The sequence below is a fragment of the Paracoccus sp. Arc7-R13 genome, from assembly GCF_004010775.1.
Taxonomy (GTDB): Bacteria; Pseudomonadota; Alphaproteobacteria; order Rhodobacterales; family Rhodobacteraceae; genus Paracoccus; species Paracoccus marcusii.
This window is the reverse complement of record NZ_CP034810.1, coordinates 1,985,780-2,002,051: the sequence shown is the minus strand read 5'-3', so window position 1 is coordinate 2,002,051 and position 16,272 is coordinate 1,985,780. Positions and strand designations below refer to the sequence as shown.

Below are 16,272 nucleotides of genomic sequence, written 5' to 3'. Positions count from 1 at the left end.
TCTGCGCGGGGGTTTCGCATTCCGGTCGGGTCGACCGATCAGCCGCCGACGGCCAGGGTGCCGTTGCGCTGCTGGATCATCATGAACGTGTCGAACGTGTATTCGGCGGTCTGCTGGTACAGGTACCAGTCGTCGCGGAACTGCAGCATCGCCTCGTACTGCGTCTTGAAGGACTCGTTCTCTGCAGAAACTTCGGCATAGACCTCGTTCGAAGCGGCAAACGATGCTGCCAGAATTTCCTCGCTGAACGAGCGCAACTGGGCGCCGGAACCGACCAGTTCCTTGAGAGCTGTCGGGTTCAGATAGTCGTACTTGGCAAGCATGTTCTGGTCGGTGGCCTGAGCCGCGGTGCGGAACAGCGACTGATAGTTCGCGGGCAACTGGTCCCACTGTCCCTTGTTCACAAAGAAGCAGACAGTCGGGCCACCCTCCCAGAAACCGGGATAATAATAGTAGGGCGCAACCTTCTGGAAGCCCAACTTGGCGTCGTCATACGGGCCGACCCATTCGGCCGCATCGATCGTCCCGCGCTCCAGCGACGGATAGATGTCCCCGCCGGCGATCTGCTGAGGCACCACGCCCAGTTTTTCGACCACGCGACCGGCCAGACCCGAAATCCGCATCTTTAGGCCCTGCAGGTCGGCCAGGCTGTTGATTTCCTTCCGGTACCAACCGCCCATCTGGACACCGGTGTTGCCGCCCGGATAAGCGACCAGATTGTACTGTTCCAGGAAGGTATTATAGTTCTCGATCCCGCCGCCGTGATAGTTGTAGGCGTTCTTGGCACGCGCCGAGAAGGTGAAGGGTAGGTCCGCGCCACAGGCGAAGGCCGGGTCTTTGCCCCAGTTGTAGTATCCCACGGACGCCGAACATTCGACCGTACCGTCGGTGGTGGCGTTGATCGCGTCAAGGCCCGGCACGATCTCTCCGGCCGAAAACACCTGGATCTGAAAACGGCCATCAGTTGCTTCGGACAAGCGCTTCGCGAGTTCCTCGCCCCCGCCATAGATGGTGTCCAGCGACTTGGGGAAACTGGAGGCCAGGCGCCAGTTGATCTGCGGTGCCTCTTGCGCGATGGCGGGCGCGGCCAGCACGCTGCCGGCTGCCGCCGCAGCACCGCCGATGGACGCCCGCGCGATGAAGGACCGCCGGTCCAACGCTTTGGAATCTTTCATTCTGTCTCCTCCGCTTGGGTCGGTGGGCCCCCTCGGCCCGCAACTTCCCACCCTGCATGGCCGACAGTTTAGCCCCGCTTTCGGGCCTGTCGAGTGTTCTGAGACCGATCCCCCAAAGTTATTTCACGCCGTCGGCCCTGATGCGGTCGCGCAACCGCACGCAGGCGATTGTGCCCGCAAAAACGGCGCATTATCAGGGATGTCGCGGCAAGGAGGCTCAGATGCGCATCGAGGATTGGCAGCCCGACCTGACCGGCCAGCCCGGACCCAAGTTCCGCGCCCTGGCCAACGCCCTGCGCGAGGCCGCGCGGTCGGGCCAGTTGGCGCCCGGCACGCGCCTGCCGCCGATGCGCGACCTGGCCTGGCGGCTGAAGGTCACGACCGGAACCGTCGCCCGGGCCTATCAGGTGGCCGCCGCCGAAGGTGTCGTGGAAAGCCATGTGGGACGCGGCAGCTTCATCGCCGCGGCGCGCCCCCGTCGCCCGGTGCCGCAGCCGCTGCTGTACGAAAGCCTGGACCACCCCGCATCGCCGCAGGGCCCGGCCGACCTGCGCATCCCGCAGCTGCCTGATTGCGGCCAGGCGCGGGTCTTGGCCACGCATCTGGCGGCGATGGCGGCGGACATGGACGCGTCGGTCCTGGATTACACCCCGCTCAGCCGCGACCAGGATTGCCGGGGCGCGGCATTGGACTGGATGTCCGTCCGACCCCTGGGGACGGTGGCCGACCACGACATGGTCCTGACGCACGGCGGTCAACACGCGATCACGCTGGTCATGGCGCTGTGCCTGGCGGATCAGACTGCGCAGGTCATGGTCGAGGCGCTGACCTATCCCGGCATCACCCACGCGGCACGCCTGATGCGCGCCCAGACACAGGCGGTGGCGCTGGACGATCAGGGCATGATCCCCGAGGATCTGGACCGCGTCGCCCGCGCCACGGGGGCGCGGCTGGTGTGCCTGACGCCCTCGGCGCAGAACCCGACGCTGGCGTCGATGGGGGCCGCCCGGCGCGACCGCATCGTCGAAGTGGCCCGCCGCCACGACCTGCAGATCATCGAGGATGAATGCTATGCGCCCAGCCCGCGTCCCGATGCGCCCCCCAGCCTGCGCGCCTTGGCGCCGGAGCGGGTCTGGCATGTCAGCAGCCTGTCGAAGATCATCGCCGCGGGCCTGCGCTTCGGCGTGCTGATCTGCCCCGAGGGGATGGGCCAGGCGGGGCGCGTCGCCGCGCAGCACAGTCATATGGGCCTGTCACAGCCGATCACCGGGCTTGTGACGCGGCTGCTGCGGTCCGGCGATGGCGATCGGATCGCCCGCGAGGTTCAGGCGCAGGTGGCGGATCGGCTGGCCTTGGCGCAGGAGGCGTTGGCGGGTCTGGATGCGCGGGGTCAGGCCGGCGTGCCGATGGTCTGGCTGCCGCTGCCCGCGCCCTGGACGGCCGCCGATTTCGCGTCTCGCGCGGCGGCGGCGGGGGTGATCGTGCGCCCGTCGTCGGATTTCTGCGGACCGGCACAGGCGCCGGTGCAGGGAGTGCGCATCGCGCTGAACTGTCGGATGCCGCGCGACAGGCTGGCCGCCGCGCTGCAGACCCTGGGCCAGATGGCAAGGTCCGGCCCCGACGCGGGGCCGGACTGAGGGTCAGCGCAGGATGCTGCGGCCGGCGTATTCGGCGGTGGCGCCCAGCATTTCCTCGATGCGGATCAGCTGGTTGTATTTCGCCAACCGGTCGGAACGGGCCAGTGAACCGGTCTTGATCTGACCACAGTTGGTGGCGACGGCCAGGTCGGCGATGGTCGCGTCCTCGGTCTCGCCCGAACGGTGCGACATGACGCTGGTATAGCCCGCGCGGTCGGCCATGCGCACGGCGTCCAGCGTTTCCGACAACGTGCCGATCTGGTTGACCTTGACCAGCAGACTGTTGCCGCAACCACGCTCGATCCCTTGGGCCAGGCGCACGGGGTTGGTCACGAACAGGTCGTCGCCGACCAGCTGCACGCGGTCGCCCAGACGGTCGGTCAGCTGCTTCCAGCCGTCCCAGTCATCCTCGGCGCAGCCATCCTCGATAGACAGGATCGGATAGGCGTCGCAGAGCGCGGCCAGGTAATCGACGTTCTCGCCGGGGGTCAGGGACTTGCCCTCGCCCTTCATCTCGTACTTGCCGCCCTTGAAGTATTCGGTGGACGCGCAGTCCAGCGCCAGCATGATGTCGTCGCCAGGACGATAGCCGGCCTTCTCGATGGCCTTCAGGATGAAATCCAGGGCGTCGCGGGTCGAGGACAGGTTCGGGGCAAAGCCGCCCTCGTCGCCGATGCCCGTGGACAGGCCCGCCGCCGACAGCTCCTTCTTCAGCGTGTGGAAGATCTCCGAGCCCATGCGCACGGCGTCGCGGATGTTCTCCGCGGCGACGGGCATGATCATGAATTCCTGAATGTCGATCGGGTTGTCTGCATGTTCGCCGCCGTTGATGATGTTCATCATCGGGACCGGCAGGATGTGCGCGCTGGTGCCGCCGACATAGCGGTACAGCGGCTGGTTGGTCGCATCCGCCGCCGCCTTGGCCACTGCCATCGACACGCCCAGGATCGCGTTGGCGCCCAGGCGGCCCTTGTTGGGCGTCCCGTCCAGCTCGCACATCATCATGTCGATGGCGCGCTGTTCGGTCGAATCCTCGCCCACCAGATTCTCGGCGATCTCGCCGTTGACGGCGGCCACCGCCTCCAGCACGCCCTTGCCCATATAGCGGGACTTGTCGCCGTCGCGCTTTTCGACCGCCTCGTGCGCGCCGGTCGACGCGCCGGAGGGAACGGCCGCGCGGCCCATGGTTCCGTCTTCCAGGGTCACGTCGACCTCGACGGTCGGGTTGCCGCGGCTGTCCAGGATTTCACGGGCGAAGATGTCGATGATGGCGGTCATAAGCGCACTCCGGTTGATGCTTGGCGCCTTGTTAGCGCCGCAAGCCCGGTTTCGCAATCTTCACGGAAAGCGGATGCGCGCCCAGATCGGCAGGTGGTCGGACGCGTCGCGCGCCCCGGCCTCGTTGAAGACGCCGGTTTCCAGGACGTGCAGGTTCGTGGACAGGGCCATCCGGTCCAGCCGCAGCCGGGGCAGGGGCGCGGGCCAGGACGGTCCCGGCGCCACGACCCGGAACCCGGCCAGCGATTCAAGACCCCGGTCGTCGCGCCATTCGTTGAAATCGCCCATCATCACGATGTGGTCGTCCGCGATCCGAGAGGCCTGCGCGGTGATCCGGGCCAGCTGCGCGCGCCGCGACGACCGCGCCAGCCCCAGATGCGCGCCGATCAGCGTCAGGCCCGGCAGGCGCAGGGCCACCGCGCCGCGCGGCTCCAGACCCGGCAGGGGCAGCCGGCGCAGCACCGCCTGTTCGGCCAGATGCGGGCGCATCAGGATCGTCTGGCCATGCCAGCCCAGGCTGCTTTCGGTCGTGCCGTAGATGTCGGCAGGCACCAGCCCCGTTTCCGACTGGATCAGGTTGCGCGGCAGGGCCTCGGGGCGTGCGCCAAGGCGAAAATCTACCTCCTGCAGCGCGATGATGTCCGGGTCCAGCGACCGGATCACCGCCAGGTTGCGCAGCGGCGCATGCGGGCCGGTCATCCCACGGCACTTGTGCAGGTTGTAGCTTGCGATCTTCAGCATCAATCCGTCCGAACTGGCGTTGCGGGTGATCTTGGCGGGGTCCGCGTCACGCGCAAGGGGCAGGCGCGCACAACCCCGTCAGGTGCCGCAGAACGTCTGGCGAACCGCCTGCGCAGGTGTCGGTGCCTGCGCCAGATCTGCCCAATCGGTGCGCAGGTCGCGCGGATGGGTGATCGCGTCGAACAGTCGTTCGAATGGCGCCATGTCGCCCGCCACGGCGGATGCGATCGCCTGTTCGACCCGGTGGTTGCGCGGAATGCGCCGCGGGTTGGCCCGGGCCATCACGGTCGTGTCGGGCGACAGCGCCTTCCAGTCGCGGGCCCAGGTGTCGAAGGCCGCGGGGTCGGCGAATTCGTCACGCGCGGTCCCCTCCGACAGGCCCGCGAAGACACGGGTGAAATCGGCCCGCTGTTCGGCCATCATCTGCAGCAGGCTCTCGATCAGCGACTGGTTCGCGGCACCGTCGATGCCCAGCTTGTCGCCGAACCGGCGCAGCCACGCGGCCTGATACAGCGGTGCAAAGCGATGGACGGCGGTGGTCGCGGCCTCGACCGCGGCCTCCTCCTCTCCCATCAGGGGGATCAGGCAGGTCGCGAACTGGGCCAGGTTCCAGACCGCGATCTGGGGCTGGTTCGCCCAGGCATAGCGGCCTTGGCGATCGATAGAGGAAAAGACCGTGTCGGGGTGATAGACGTCCATGAAGGCACAGGGCCCGTAGTCGATCGTCTCGCCCGAGATCGCCATGTTGTCGGTGTTCATCACCCCGTGGATGAAGCCCAGCGCCATCCATTGCGCGATGGTTTCGGCCTGCGCGGCAACCACCCGGTCAAGCAGGGCCAAGGGGCCGTCCGTGTCGGGATAGTGGCGCACGATCACGTGGTCGGTCAGGGCCGCCAGTGCATCCTTGCGGTCGCGCACGGCAAAGTACTGGAACGTGCCGACGCGGATGTGGCTGGCGGCGACGCGGGTCAGGACGGCACCGGGCAGGCCGCCTTGTTCTCGCCACACCTGATCGCCCGTGGCGACGGCGGCCAGCGCGCGGGTCGTGGGCACGCCCATCGCCGCCATGAACTCGCTGACCAGGTATTCGCGCAGCACCGGCCCCATCCAGGCCCGCCCGTCGCCGCGACGAGAGAAGGGCGTCGGCCCCGATCCCTTCAGCTGGATGTCAAAACGCGCCCCGTCGGGGGCCACGATCTCTCCCAGAAGGACGGCGCGCCCGTCGCCCAGCTGCGGCACGAAGCCGCCGAACTGGTGCCCGGCATAGGCTTGGGCCAGCGGCGCCGCACCCTGCGGGACGGCATTGCCCGACAGCATCTCGACCGTCAGCGCGTCGCGGTCCAGCCCCAGTCGATCCGCCAACGGTCCGTTCAGCGCAAGCAGGCTGGGGGCGGTCACGGGGGTGGGGTCCACGCGGGCAAAGAACCCTTGCGGCATCCGGGCATAGCTGTTGTCGAAACGGATCATCGCGGTCTCCTTTGACCATTACATAGGCGCGCATCCCGGCATTGCCAGCCCGGAACCCTTGCGCCACAGGCGTCAAGGGCGTATCGGCATCCGGCAAAAGGAGCTGTCCCATGAAATTTCTCGACCTCGCCAAAGTCTATATCCGCTCGGGCGGGGGTGGCGCGGGCTGCGTGTCGTTCCGCCGCGAGAAGTTCATCGAATACGGCGGTCCCGATGGCGGCGACGGCGGCCGCGGCGGCGATGTCTGGGCCGAGGCGGTCGATGGGCTGAATACCCTGATCGACTTCCGCTATCAGCAGCATTTCTTTGCCAAGTCCGGCCAGCACGGCATGGGCAGCCAGATGACCGGCAAGTCCGCCGACGACGTCGTGCTGCGGGTGCCCGTCGGCACCGAGATCCTGGACGAGGACGAGGAGACCGTGATCGCGGACATGACCGAGGTCGGACAGCGCGTGCTGTTGGCCAAGGGCGGCAACGGGGGCTGGGGGAACCTGCATTTCAAGTCCTCGACCAACCGCAGCCCGCGCACTGCCAATCCTGGGCTGGAGGGGGTCGAGCGGACCATCTGGCTGCGGCTGAAGCTGATCGCGGATGCGGGCCTGGTGGGTCTGCCCAATGCCGGCAAGTCAACCTTCCTGGCCGCCGTGTCGAACGCGCGCCCCAAGATCGCCGACTACCCCTTTACCACGCTGCACCCGAACCTGGGCGTTGTCGGCGTGGACGGGCGCGAATTCGTGATGGCCGACATTCCGGGTCTGATCGAGGGCGCGAGCGAGGGCCGGGGCCTAGGCGATCAGTTCCTGGGCCATGTCGAACGGTCGAACGTGCTGCTGCATCTGGTGGACGGTACATCCGAGACCGTGGCCGAGGATGCGCGCACCATCCTGACCGAGCTGGAGGCTTATTCGCCGGTGCTGATGAATAAGCCTCGCGTAACCGCGCTGAACAAGATCGATGCGCTGGAGGAGGAGGAGATCGCCAAGCGCCGCGCCGCGTTGGAGGCAGAGCTGGGCCATCCGGTCATGCTGATGTCGGGCGTGGCCCGGACCGGCGTGACCGACGTGCTGCGCGCGCTGTGGACCCAGATCGAGCCCTCGCGCGCCCCCGCCGCCCCCGAAACGCCCGAGGGGACATGGCAGCCGTGAGCGTGCCGCAGCTTGGCGGGGCCCGCAGGCTGGTCGTCAAGATCGGCTCGGCGCTGCTGGTCGGCCCCGAGGGCCTGCGCGGCGACTGGCTGCGCGGTCTGTGCGATGACGTAGCCGCATGGCGGGCGCAAGGCTGCGACGTCGTGCTGGTCAGTTCGGGATCGATCGCGCTTGGGCGGCGGGTGCTGGGCCTGCCTTCCGGCGCGCTGCCGCTGGAACAGGCTCAGGCCGCGGCGGCCGTCGGCCAGATCCGCTTGGCCCGTGCCTATGAAGAGGCCCTGGCACCCCACGGCGTCATCACCGCACAGGTGCTGCTGACGCTGGAGGACAGCGCAGATCGTCGCCGCTATCTGAACAGCCGCGCGACGATGCAGACCCTGCTGGGCCTGGGCGTCGTGCCCATCGTGAACGAGAACGACACCGTCGCCACCGACGAGATCCGCTTTGGTGACAACGATCGCCTGGCCGCGCAGATCGCCGTGACCTGCGGCGCGGACCAGCTGCTGCTGCTGTCGGATGTCGACGGGCTCTATACGGCAAACCCCAAGACCGATCCGACGGCCCGCCATCTGCCGGTGATCGAGACGATCACCCCCGAGATCGAGGCGATGGGCGGCGACCCCGTGTCGGGCCTGTCCAAGGGCGGCATGAAGACCAAGCTGATGGCCGCGCGCACCGCGGTGGCGGGCGGGTGTGCGATGGCGATTGCCGAGGGGTCGGTCCTCCGCCCGCTGTCGGCCGTTGCACAGGGCGCCCGGACTACGTGGTTCCTGCCCGAGGCGGATCCGCAGCTTGCCCGAAAGCGCTGGATCGCCGCGATGAAGCCCAAGGGCACGGTCATCGTGGACGATGGCGCGCGCCTGGCGCTTGGCCGCGGCAAATCGCTGCTCCCCGCGGGCGTGACGCAGGTGCAGGGCGATTTCGGGCGCGGCGATCCGGTGGCGATCACCGACCACGCCGGCCAGCGTCTGGCGACCGGGCTGATCCGCTATACCGCAACGGAAGTGCGCGCCATCGCCGGTCATCACTCTGCACAGATCGAGACGATCCTGGGCTATCCCGGTCGGGCGGCATTGATCCATCGTGATGACATGGTGACGTGACGGGCCTCTGACGTCCCATCGGGCACAGGCACCGGGCGGGGGGTCCGGGGGGCTGGCCCCCAGGCCGTCGCGGGACGCAATCAGCCGCCGACGGGGCGCCGTGCTCCGGTCAGGCGGGCGACGCCGCGGCTGCGGGTTAGGCGGATCGCGGTGCTGCCCGGCGTGGGCAGGGACAGGACGGCCTGCCGCAACGCCAGGATCGCCTCGTCGCTGCTGCGCGGCAGATCCGCGGGCATGATCGGTGCGCCGATGGTCACGCGATAGGGTTGGCCGGTCTTGTTCAGCACCTCGTTGAACAGCGTCACGTCGCGCAGCGTCGGATGGATCTTGTCGAACAAATAGAACAGCGCGGAATTGCGCGCACGGATGCGCAGCGGGATCACCGGCAGATCGAACTTGCGGGCGATCATTGCGGCGCTTGCCATCCAAGGACGCTCGTTCAGGGTCAGGCCGGTGCGCTTGGCAAGGCGGCCCGACGGAAATATCAGGCCGATCCGGCCCGCCGCAATCGCGTCGCGGGTATAGTCCATCGTCGCGCGGGTCTTGGCATGGCTGCGCTTTTCGACCCGCCATTCGACGGGGGCGATCATGTCGATCATCTGCGGCAAGACGCGGATCATGTCGTGGTTGGCATAGATGAACACGTCGTCGCGCAGCTGCGAGATCACCGCATTCAGGAAGATCCCATCTGCGATGCCGGTGGGATGGTTGGCCACGATCAGGGCAGGGCCGGTGGCAGGGATATGCTCCAACCCTTCGACCTGCAGATCGCGGACGATCAGGTCGCTCATCCGGCGGAAGATCTCGGCCGGGGGCAGGTCGCGAAACTCGGCACCCAAATCGACGGTGCGGGGATAGCGCAGAAGATGCATCATCGCCCACCGCGCCACGCGGTCGCGGGGACGTCCGGAAAACAGCCAAGGCGCCCGCTCCGCGATCAGCGGGTCCAGGCGCGCCTGCATCTCGGCGCGGGCCTCCTCATGCTTGCCCATCGCGTCCCCCTCAGCGTCCCGCAGCGATCATGCGCGAGACCATCTCGCGTGTATTGCGGCTCAAACCCGCGAGAGATGCGATCCGTTCCAATGCATTGCGCGCGTGATCGCGGCGCGCGGCGTCATAGCGGGGCCATGTCTCGAACGCGGTGGACATGCGCGCGGCGATCTGGGGATTGACCGCATCCATGCGCATCAGCCAATTCGCCGTGAATGCATAGCCCGACCCGTCGGCCGCGTGAAACCCCGCATGGTTCGCCGCCAGACCGCCCAGCAGCGCGCGAAAGCGGTTAGGATTCTTCCAGTCGAAATCGGGGCGCGCGGCCAGCCGTTCCGCGATGGCGACGGTGTAAGACGGGGGCGCGGCCATGACCTGGATGCCGAACCATTTGTCCATGACCAACCGGTTGTCGGCGAACTCGTCGTGCAGCATCCGCAACGCGCTGTCGCCGCGGCCAAGGCGCAGCAGCACGGCCAGTGCGGCCATGCGTTCGGTCATGTTGCCCGCGATGCCGAACAGCACCTCGGCCCGGTCGCCGCCGTCGATCCGCCCCAGCAACCCCAGCGCCGCGATGCGCAGCGACCGGCGCGCAGCCGCGTCCGCATCGGGGGAATAGGCGCCCGGCACGGTCATCGTGTCGTACAGTTCTGCCAGCAGATCCTGATGCGCCATGGCAATGCGGCGGGCCAGCCCCGCACGCGCCTGGTGGATCGCATCGGGGTCGGGCGTGGTGCCGGTGGCGGCCAGACGGGTCGCGATCTCCTCCTCGCCGGGCAGGTTCAGGCACAGCGCACGGAATGCCGGATCGGCCCCGGCATCGCCGGCCAGCGCGCCGATTGCGGTGATGTAGTCGCCGCCCGCATCCTCTCCGCGCGCCAGCTGGGTCAAGGCGGACAGGGCCAGTTCGCGCCCCGCCTCCCACCGGGCAAAGGGGTCGGTGTCATGGGCCAGCAGGAAGGCCCGCGTCGCATCGTCCATCTGCCGCTGCAGCATCACGGGGGCCGAGAACCCGCGCAGGACCGAGGCGACGGGCCGTGCGCCCAGACCTTCGAAGCTGAAGCTTTGCCGATCTTCGGTCATCTCCAGGACGCGGGTCGGCGCGACCTCGTCGCCGTTCGGGCCGATCAGGCCGACCGCGATCGGAATGACGCGGGCGGGCTTGTCGGGTTGGCCGGGAGTGGGCGGCGTCTGCTGCGCGAAGTCCAGCGTCAGCGTGCCGTCCTGCCAGGTTTCCTGCAGGGTCAGGACAGGGGTCCCGGCGTCGGTGTACCAGCGCTTGAACTGGGCAAGGTCACGGCCGGTGGCATCCTCGAAGACCTTCAGCCAATCCTCGATGGTGGCGGCATCGCCGTCGTGACGGTCGAAGTACAGGTCCAGCGCGCGGGCATAACCGTCGTCGCCGACCAGCCGCTTCAGCATGCCGATGACCTCGGCGCCTTTCTCATAGACCGTCGCGGTATAGAAGTTGTTGATCTCCTCGTACCGGTCGGGACGCGGGGGATGGGCCAGCGGACCCTGATCCTCGCGGAACTGCCGCGCGCGCAGGGTCTGCACATCCTCGATCCGCTTGACCGCGGCCGAGCGCAGGTCGCTGGTGAACTGCTGGTCGCGAAAGACCGTCAGCCCTTCCTTGAGGCACAGCTGGAACCAGTCGCGGCAGGTGATGCGGTTGCCGGTCCAGTTGTGGAAATACTCATGCGCGATCACCGCCTCGATCCGCTCGTAGTCGCCATCGGTCGCGGTATCCGGAGATGCCAGCACCAGTTTCGAGTTGAAGATGTTCAACCCCTTGTTTTCCATGGCGCCCATATTGAAATCGTCGACTGCGACGATGTTAAAGACGTCCAGGTCATATTCGCGGCCATAGACGTCCTCGTCCCAGCGCATCGACTTGATCAGGCTCTCCATCGCAAAGCCCGCGCGGTCCTGATCGCCGGGACGGACCCAGACGTTCAGATCGACCGCGCGCCCCGACCGGGTGGTAAAGCTGTCGCTGACCGCCACCAGATCGCCCGCTACCAGCGCGAACAGATAGGCAGGCTTGGGCCAGGGATCGTTCCATTCCGCGACCCCGTCCTGGGCGCGCACGGGGTTGCCATTCGACAGCAGCACCGCCAGGTCGCTGCGCAGCGTCACGCGGAACGTGGTCATCACGTCCGGGCGGTCGGGATAGAAGGTGATGTGGCGAAACCCCTCGGCCTCGCACTGGGTGCAGAAGATGCCGCCCGACAGATACAGGCCCTCGAAGGCGGTGTTGTCCTGCGGATCGATGCGCACGTCGGTCGCCAGCGTGAAGGGCACGCGGGGCAGGGCGGCGGCGCGGATGGTCAGCGTCTCGTCGTCGCGAAGGACGTGGGCCGGGTCCACGGTCAGCCCGTCGATGCGCAGCGACTGCAACCGCAGCCCCGCGCCGCCATCCAGCACCAGATCGACCGGCTGGTCCGACGGTTCCAGGTCCAGTTCGGTCAGAACGACCGTGTCGCGCGGGGCCAGGGTCACGTCCAGCCGGGTCTGTGACAGGGTGAACGGCCAGGGACGGTAATCGGCAAGGTGCTGGACAGGCTGCGGTTTCTCGACGGACATGGTCAGCGGCCTTTCGTAAAAATGCGGCCGCAAGCGGAACCCCGGCCTTTAGTCGGTGTTAATCGCCTGAACGCCGGCTCGCAAGGCGTGGCGTCGGGCGTTGGCGGTTGACAGCCGAACGGTCACACGCCACAGCTTCGCGACCTAACCCGGTCAAAATACAGTCTGAATCGGAGACCTGCATGAGCTATGATCCCAACGATCCGAACCGCGTGAAACCCGGCACCACCCCCAAGGAAACCTATGTCGAGCCGGTGGAGCGCAAGTCGTCCGCGCTGCCGCTGATCATCGGTGTCCTGCTGGCGCTGGCGCTGGCCTATTTCGTGCTGCAGCGTTTCATGGCTGACGACACGACCGTCGTCGAAGGTGACACCACCACCGTGACGACCACCGAACCCGCCCCCGAGACGACCACGGCCCCTGCCGTTGTCGAAGAACCCGAAGTCGATGCTGCGGCCTCCGAGGCCGAAGCCGCTGCCGACAACGCGGCAGCCGAAGCAGAGGCTGCAGCCGAGAGCGCGTCCGAGGCCGCCGATGATGCCGCCGCCGGTGCCGCCAGTGCAGCCGACGACGCCGCCGATGCCGCCGGCGCCGCTGCTGACAGCGCGGTCGAAGCTGCAGGCAACGCAGCCGACGCAGCCGGCACCGCGATCGACAACGCCGTTGACGGTGCAGGCGAGGCCGCATCGAACGCAGCGGATGCCGCAGCAGAGGCAGCAGACAGTGCGGCTGACGCTGTTGACGACGCCGTCAGCGTCGAAGAACCCGCGACCACCCCTGCGCCGCCTGCGACCACCGCGCCGGCGACCACCACGACGCCGGCCCCGGCCAACTGATCCGACCGGTCAGGTCACGGAACGGCCCGGATGCATCCGCATCCGGGCCGTTTTCACATGCGCTGGACCGGTTGTTCCCAAGCCGCCGCAATGGTCTTTCCGAGCCGGTCGCGACAGCGCAGCCTTGTGAAACAATATTTCGCGATGCTATGACGTTTGCGACGAAAGATCACCAGACCGGGGGGCATCAGAGCCATGAAGATTGGCGCAACGAGGGAAAGCTTCGAGGGCGAGGCGCGGGTGGCGATCACGCCATCCACCGCCGCGCATCTGGGCAAGCTGGGACATGACGTGTTCGTGGAAAGCGGCGCGGGCGCGCGCGCAGGTTTCGCTGACGACGACTATCGCAGTGCCGGCGTGACAGTCTGCCAGACCGCGGCGGAGCTGATCGATGCGGTGGACGTGGTGGCCAAGGTACGCCAGCCGACCACAGCCGAGATCGGCCAGATGAAGGCGGGGCAGACTCTGATCTCGTTCTTCTATCCGGCGCAGAACGCCGAACTGCTGGCGCAGGCCAAAGACCAGGGCATCACCGCGATCGCCATGGACATGGTGCCGCGCATCAGCCGCGCGCAGAAGATGGACGCGCTGTCGTCGATGGCCAACATCGCAGGCTATCGCGCCGTCATCGAGGCGGCGAACAACTTCGGCCGCTTCTTCACCGGACAGGTGACGGCGGCAGGCAAGGTTCCGCCGGCCAAGGTGCTGGTCGTGGGGGCAGGGGTTGCGGGTCTTGCGGCCATCGGCACCTCGGTCAGCCTTGGCGCGCAGGTCCATGCCTTTGACGTGCGCCCCGAAGTGGCCGAACAGATCGAATCGATGGGTGCCGAGTTCGTCTATCTGGACTTCGACGCGCCCGCGCAGGACGGCGCCGCCACCGGCGGTTATGCCGCGCCGTCGAGCCCCGAGTTCCGCGAGAAGCAGCTGGCCCGGTTCCGCGAGCTGGCGCCCCAGATGGACATCGTCATCACCACGGCGCTGATCCCCGGACGCGACGCGCCCAAGCTGTGGACCGCCGACATGGTGGCCATGATGAAGCAGGGCAGCGTCATCATCGATCTGGCGGCCGAAAAGGGCGGCAACTGCGACCTGACCGTGCCGGACGAACGCATCGTCACCGACAACGGCGTGGTCATCGTCGGCTATACCGACTTTCCGTCGCGCATGGGCGCGCAGGCCTCCGAGCTGTACGGCAACAACATCCGCCATTTCGTGGCCGACCTGACGCCCAAGAAGGATGGCGTCATCGTCCACAACATGGAGGACGACGTCATCCGCGGTGCGACGGTCGTGCATGACCACGACGTCACCTGGCCGCCCCCGCCGCCCAAGGTCGCCGCCATTGCCGCGCAGAAGCCCAAGGAGAAGAAGAAGGAGCTGACCCCCGACGAACGCCGCGCCGCCGACGCCGCGGCCTTCAAGGCCGAGACCGCCAGCCAGATCAAGCTTCTGCTGGGCGGTGGTCTGGTCGTGCTGCTGATCGGACTGATCGCGCCCGCCAGCTTCATGTCGCATTTCATCGTCTTCGTGCTGGCCTGTTTCGTGGGCTTCCGGGTGATCTGGAACGTGGCGCATTCGCTGCACACGCCGCTGATGGCCATCACGAATGCGATCAGTTCGATCATCATCCTGGGCGCGCTGATGCAGATCGGGTCGGGATCGGCCTGGGTCGTGATCCTGGGCGCGCTGGCCGTGCTGATGGCATCGGTCAACATCTTTGGTGGCTTCATGGTCACCCGGCGCATGCTTGCCATGTTCCAGAAGTCGTAAGGGGTCGGGACAATGGAATACGGATTCACCACTGCGGCCTATGTGGTCGCCTCGGTCCTGTTCATCCTGTCGCTTGGCGGGCTGTCGGGACAGGAAAGCGCCAAGCGCGCGATCTGGTACGGCATCGTCGGCATGGGCCTTGCGGTCGTGGCGACGCTGTTCGGGCCGGGCGCAGGCAACTGGCTGCTGTCGCTGATCATGATCGCCATCGGCGGCACCGGCGGCTGGCTGGTCGCCAAGCGCGTGCAGATGACCGAGATGCCCCAGCTGGTCGCGGCGATGCATTCGCTGGTCGGTCTGGCTGCGGTCTTTGTCGGCTTCAATGCCCAGATCGAACTGTCGCGCGTCCTGCGCCTGCGTGCCGAAGGGTTCGAGGCCGAACTGACCGGTTTTGCGGCCCTGCTGGCCCACAAGACCGCCCCCGAGATCGCCATGCTGAAGATCGAGGTCTTCCTGGGCATCTTCATCGGCGCGGTGACCTTCACCGGGTCGGTCGTGGCCTTCGGCAAGCTGGCGGGCCGCGTCGACGGCAAGCCCAAGAAGCTGCCGGGCGGCCACATGCTGAATGCGGGCGCGCTGGCGCTGTCGCTGCTGATCGGGGTGCTGTATTTCACCGGCGTCGGTCCGGCAGTGTTCTGGCTGATCCTGGTGACGCTGCTGGCGTTCTTCATCGGCTATCACCTGATCATGGGCATCGGCGGCGCGGACATGCCGGTCGTGGTGTCGATGCTGAACAGCTATTCCGGTTGGGCGGCGGCGATGATCGGCTTTACCCTGTCGAACGATCTGCTGATCGTGACGGGCGCGCTGGTCGGATCGTCGGGCGCGATCCTGTCCTACATCATGTGCAAGGCGATGAACCGGAACTTCGTCAGCGTGATCCTGGGCGGTTTCGGCGGAGAGACCGGCCCCGCAGCCGAGATCGAGGGCGAGCAGATCGCCATCGATGCGGACGGCGTGGCATCCGCGCTGAACGAGGCGGACAGCGTCGTGATCGTGCCGGGCTATGGCATGGCAGTGGCGCAGGCGCAGGGCGCAGTCAGCGAACTGACGCGCAAGCTGCGCGCGGTGGGCAAGACGGTGCGTTTTGCCATCCACCCCGTCGCGGGGCGTCTGCCGGGCCACATGAACGTGCTGCTGGCCGAGGCCAAGGTCCCCTATGACATCGTGCTGGAGATGGACGAGATCAACGAGGATTTCCCCTCGACCGACGTCGTCATCATCATCGGGTCGAATGACATCGTGAACCCCGCAGCCCAAGACGATCCGAACAGCCCCATCGCCGGCATGCCGGTGCTGGAGGTGTGGCGCGCCAAGCAGGTCTTCGTGTCCAAGCGCGGGCAGGGCACCGGCTATAGCGGCATCGAGAACCCGCTGTTCTTCAAGGAGAACACCCGGATGTTCTATGGCGACGCCAAGGACAGCATCAACAAGCTGCTGCCCATGATCGACTGATCCGGCGCAATCGTGCCACGGACGCCCGCCGGTTCGCAGCCGGCGGGCGTTCCCACTTGTGCCGCCTGTCGCGGTGGTCTTGAAATGGG

12 protein-coding genes are annotated in these 16,272 nt (G+C 67.2%); 6 read left to right on the top strand and 6 right to left on the bottom strand.

What is annotated here, in order from left to right; genetic code table 11:
• Positions 1-38: 38 nt before the first annotated feature.
• On the bottom strand, positions 39-1,157 hold the full coding sequence (locus EOJ32_RS09960) for a TRAP transporter substrate-binding protein (RefSeq protein WP_127899354.1): 1,119 nt from the start codon (positions 1,155-1,157) through the stop codon (positions 39-41).
• Positions 1,158-1,396: 239 nt separating this feature from the next.
• Between EOJ32_RS09960 and EOJ32_RS09955 the strand changes: the two genes are divergently transcribed.
• Entirely contained in the window at positions 1,397-2,812 is a 1,416-nt protein-coding gene (locus EOJ32_RS09955; protein WP_164871429.1) for a PLP-dependent aminotransferase family protein, read from the top strand.
• A 3-nt stretch (positions 2,813-2,815) separates the two neighbouring features.
• On the opposite strand, the gene eno is transcribed toward EOJ32_RS09955, so the two are convergent.
• The 3 genes from eno to EOJ32_RS09940 form a co-directional block, all read right to left on the bottom strand.
• Positions 2,816-4,090, bottom strand: a complete 1,275-nt coding sequence (eno, locus tag EOJ32_RS09950; protein ID WP_127898456.1) for a phosphopyruvate hydratase — start codon at positions 4,088-4,090, stop codon at positions 2,816-2,818.
• Between the two features lie 60 nt (positions 4,091-4,150).
• Positions 4,151-4,831 carry an endonuclease/exonuclease/phosphatase family protein gene (locus EOJ32_RS09945; protein WP_045981399.1) on the bottom strand — a complete coding sequence of 227 codons (681 nt, stop codon included), beginning with the start codon at positions 4,829-4,831 and terminating at the stop codon, positions 4,151-4,153.
• 78 nt (positions 4,832-4,909) lie between these two features.
• Positions 4,910-6,298, bottom strand: a complete 1,389-nt coding sequence (locus EOJ32_RS09940; RefSeq protein ID WP_127898455.1) for a YdiU family protein — start codon at positions 6,296-6,298, stop codon at positions 4,910-4,912.
• Between the two features lie 110 nt (positions 6,299-6,408).
• On the opposite strand from EOJ32_RS09940, the gene obgE reads away from it, so the two are divergent.
• Positions 6,409-7,443 carry a GTPase ObgE gene (gene obgE / locus EOJ32_RS09935; RefSeq protein ID WP_127898454.1) on the top strand — a complete coding sequence of 345 codons (1,035 nt, stop codon included), beginning with the start codon at positions 6,409-6,411 and terminating at the stop codon, positions 7,441-7,443.
• On the top strand, positions 7,431-8,546 hold the full coding sequence (proB, locus tag EOJ32_RS09930; RefSeq protein ID WP_127898453.1) for a glutamate 5-kinase: 1,116 nt from the start codon (positions 7,431-7,433) through the stop codon (positions 8,544-8,546). The genes obgE and proB overlap by 13 nt, the downstream gene beginning before the upstream one ends.
• An 80-nt stretch (positions 8,547-8,626) precedes the next feature.
• Here the strand turns inward: proB and EOJ32_RS09925 are convergent, their stop codons facing one another.
• Entirely contained in the window at positions 8,627-9,538 is a 912-nt protein-coding gene (locus EOJ32_RS09925; protein WP_240542399.1) for a 1-acyl-sn-glycerol-3-phosphate acyltransferase, read from the bottom strand.
• Positions 9,539-9,548: 10 nt separating this feature from the next.
• The gene (pepN, locus tag EOJ32_RS09920) at positions 9,549-12,122 is read right to left on the bottom strand and encodes an aminopeptidase N (protein ID WP_127898452.1); all 2,574 of its coding nucleotides are present in this window, start codon (positions 12,120-12,122) and stop codon (positions 9,549-9,551) included.
• A 182-nt stretch (positions 12,123-12,304) separates the two neighbouring features.
• Here pepN and EOJ32_RS09915 point away from each other — a divergent pair, with 182 nt between their 5' ends.
• The 3 genes from EOJ32_RS09915 to EOJ32_RS09905 all read left to right on the top strand — a co-directional run bounded on the left by EOJ32_RS09915 (position 12,305) and on the right by EOJ32_RS09905 (position 16,183).
• Positions 12,305-12,958, top strand: coding sequence for a hypothetical protein (locus EOJ32_RS09915; RefSeq protein WP_127898451.1), 654 nt, complete (start codon positions 12,305-12,307; stop codon positions 12,956-12,958).
• Between the two features lie 195 nt (positions 12,959-13,153).
• Positions 13,154-14,728: a Re/Si-specific NAD(P)(+) transhydrogenase subunit alpha gene (locus EOJ32_RS09910; protein WP_127898450.1), complete on the top strand. Its 1,575-nt coding sequence runs from the start codon at positions 13,154-13,156 to the stop codon at positions 14,726-14,728.
• Positions 14,729-14,740: 12 nt separating this feature from the next.
• On the top strand, positions 14,741-16,183 hold the full coding sequence (locus EOJ32_RS09905; protein ID WP_127898449.1) for an NAD(P)(+) transhydrogenase (Re/Si-specific) subunit beta: 1,443 nt from the start codon (positions 14,741-14,743) through the stop codon (positions 16,181-16,183).
• Positions 16,184-16,272: the final 89 nt, after the last annotated feature.

Bases quoted from the DNA above. Each gene is read 5' to 3' on its own strand.
- EOJ32_RS09955 (WP_164871429.1), top strand. From the start codon at position 1,397: ATGCGCATCGAGGATTGGCAGCCCGACCTGACCGGCCAGCCCGGACCC.
- EOJ32_RS09925 (WP_240542399.1), bottom strand. From the start codon at position 9,538: ATGGGCAAGCATGAGGAGGCCCGCGCCGAGATGCAGGCGCGCCTGGAC.
- EOJ32_RS09945 (WP_045981399.1), bottom strand. From the start codon at position 4,831: ATGCTGAAGATCGCAAGCTACAACCTGCACAAGTGCCGTGGGATGACC.
- proB (WP_127898453.1), top strand. From the start codon at position 7,431: ATGGCAGCCGTGAGCGTGCCGCAGCTTGGCGGGGCCCGCAGGCTGGTC.
- EOJ32_RS09910 (WP_127898450.1), top strand. From the start codon at position 13,154: ATGAAGATTGGCGCAACGAGGGAAAGCTTCGAGGGCGAGGCGCGGGTG.
- EOJ32_RS09905 (WP_127898449.1), top strand. From the start codon at position 14,741: ATGGAATACGGATTCACCACTGCGGCCTATGTGGTCGCCTCGGTCCTG.
- EOJ32_RS09940 (WP_127898455.1), bottom strand. From the start codon at position 6,298: ATGATCCGTTTCGACAACAGCTATGCCCGGATGCCGCAAGGGTTCTTT.
- EOJ32_RS09915 (WP_127898451.1), top strand. From the start codon at position 12,305: ATGAGCTATGATCCCAACGATCCGAACCGCGTGAAACCCGGCACCACC.
- eno (WP_127898456.1), bottom strand. From the start codon at position 4,090: ATGACCGCCATCATCGACATCTTCGCCCGTGAAATCCTGGACAGCCGC.
- obgE (WP_127898454.1), top strand. From the start codon at position 6,409: ATGAAATTTCTCGACCTCGCCAAAGTCTATATCCGCTCGGGCGGGGGT.
- pepN (WP_127898452.1), bottom strand. From the start codon at position 12,122: ATGTCCGTCGAGAAACCGCAGCCTGTCCAGCACCTTGCCGATTACCGT.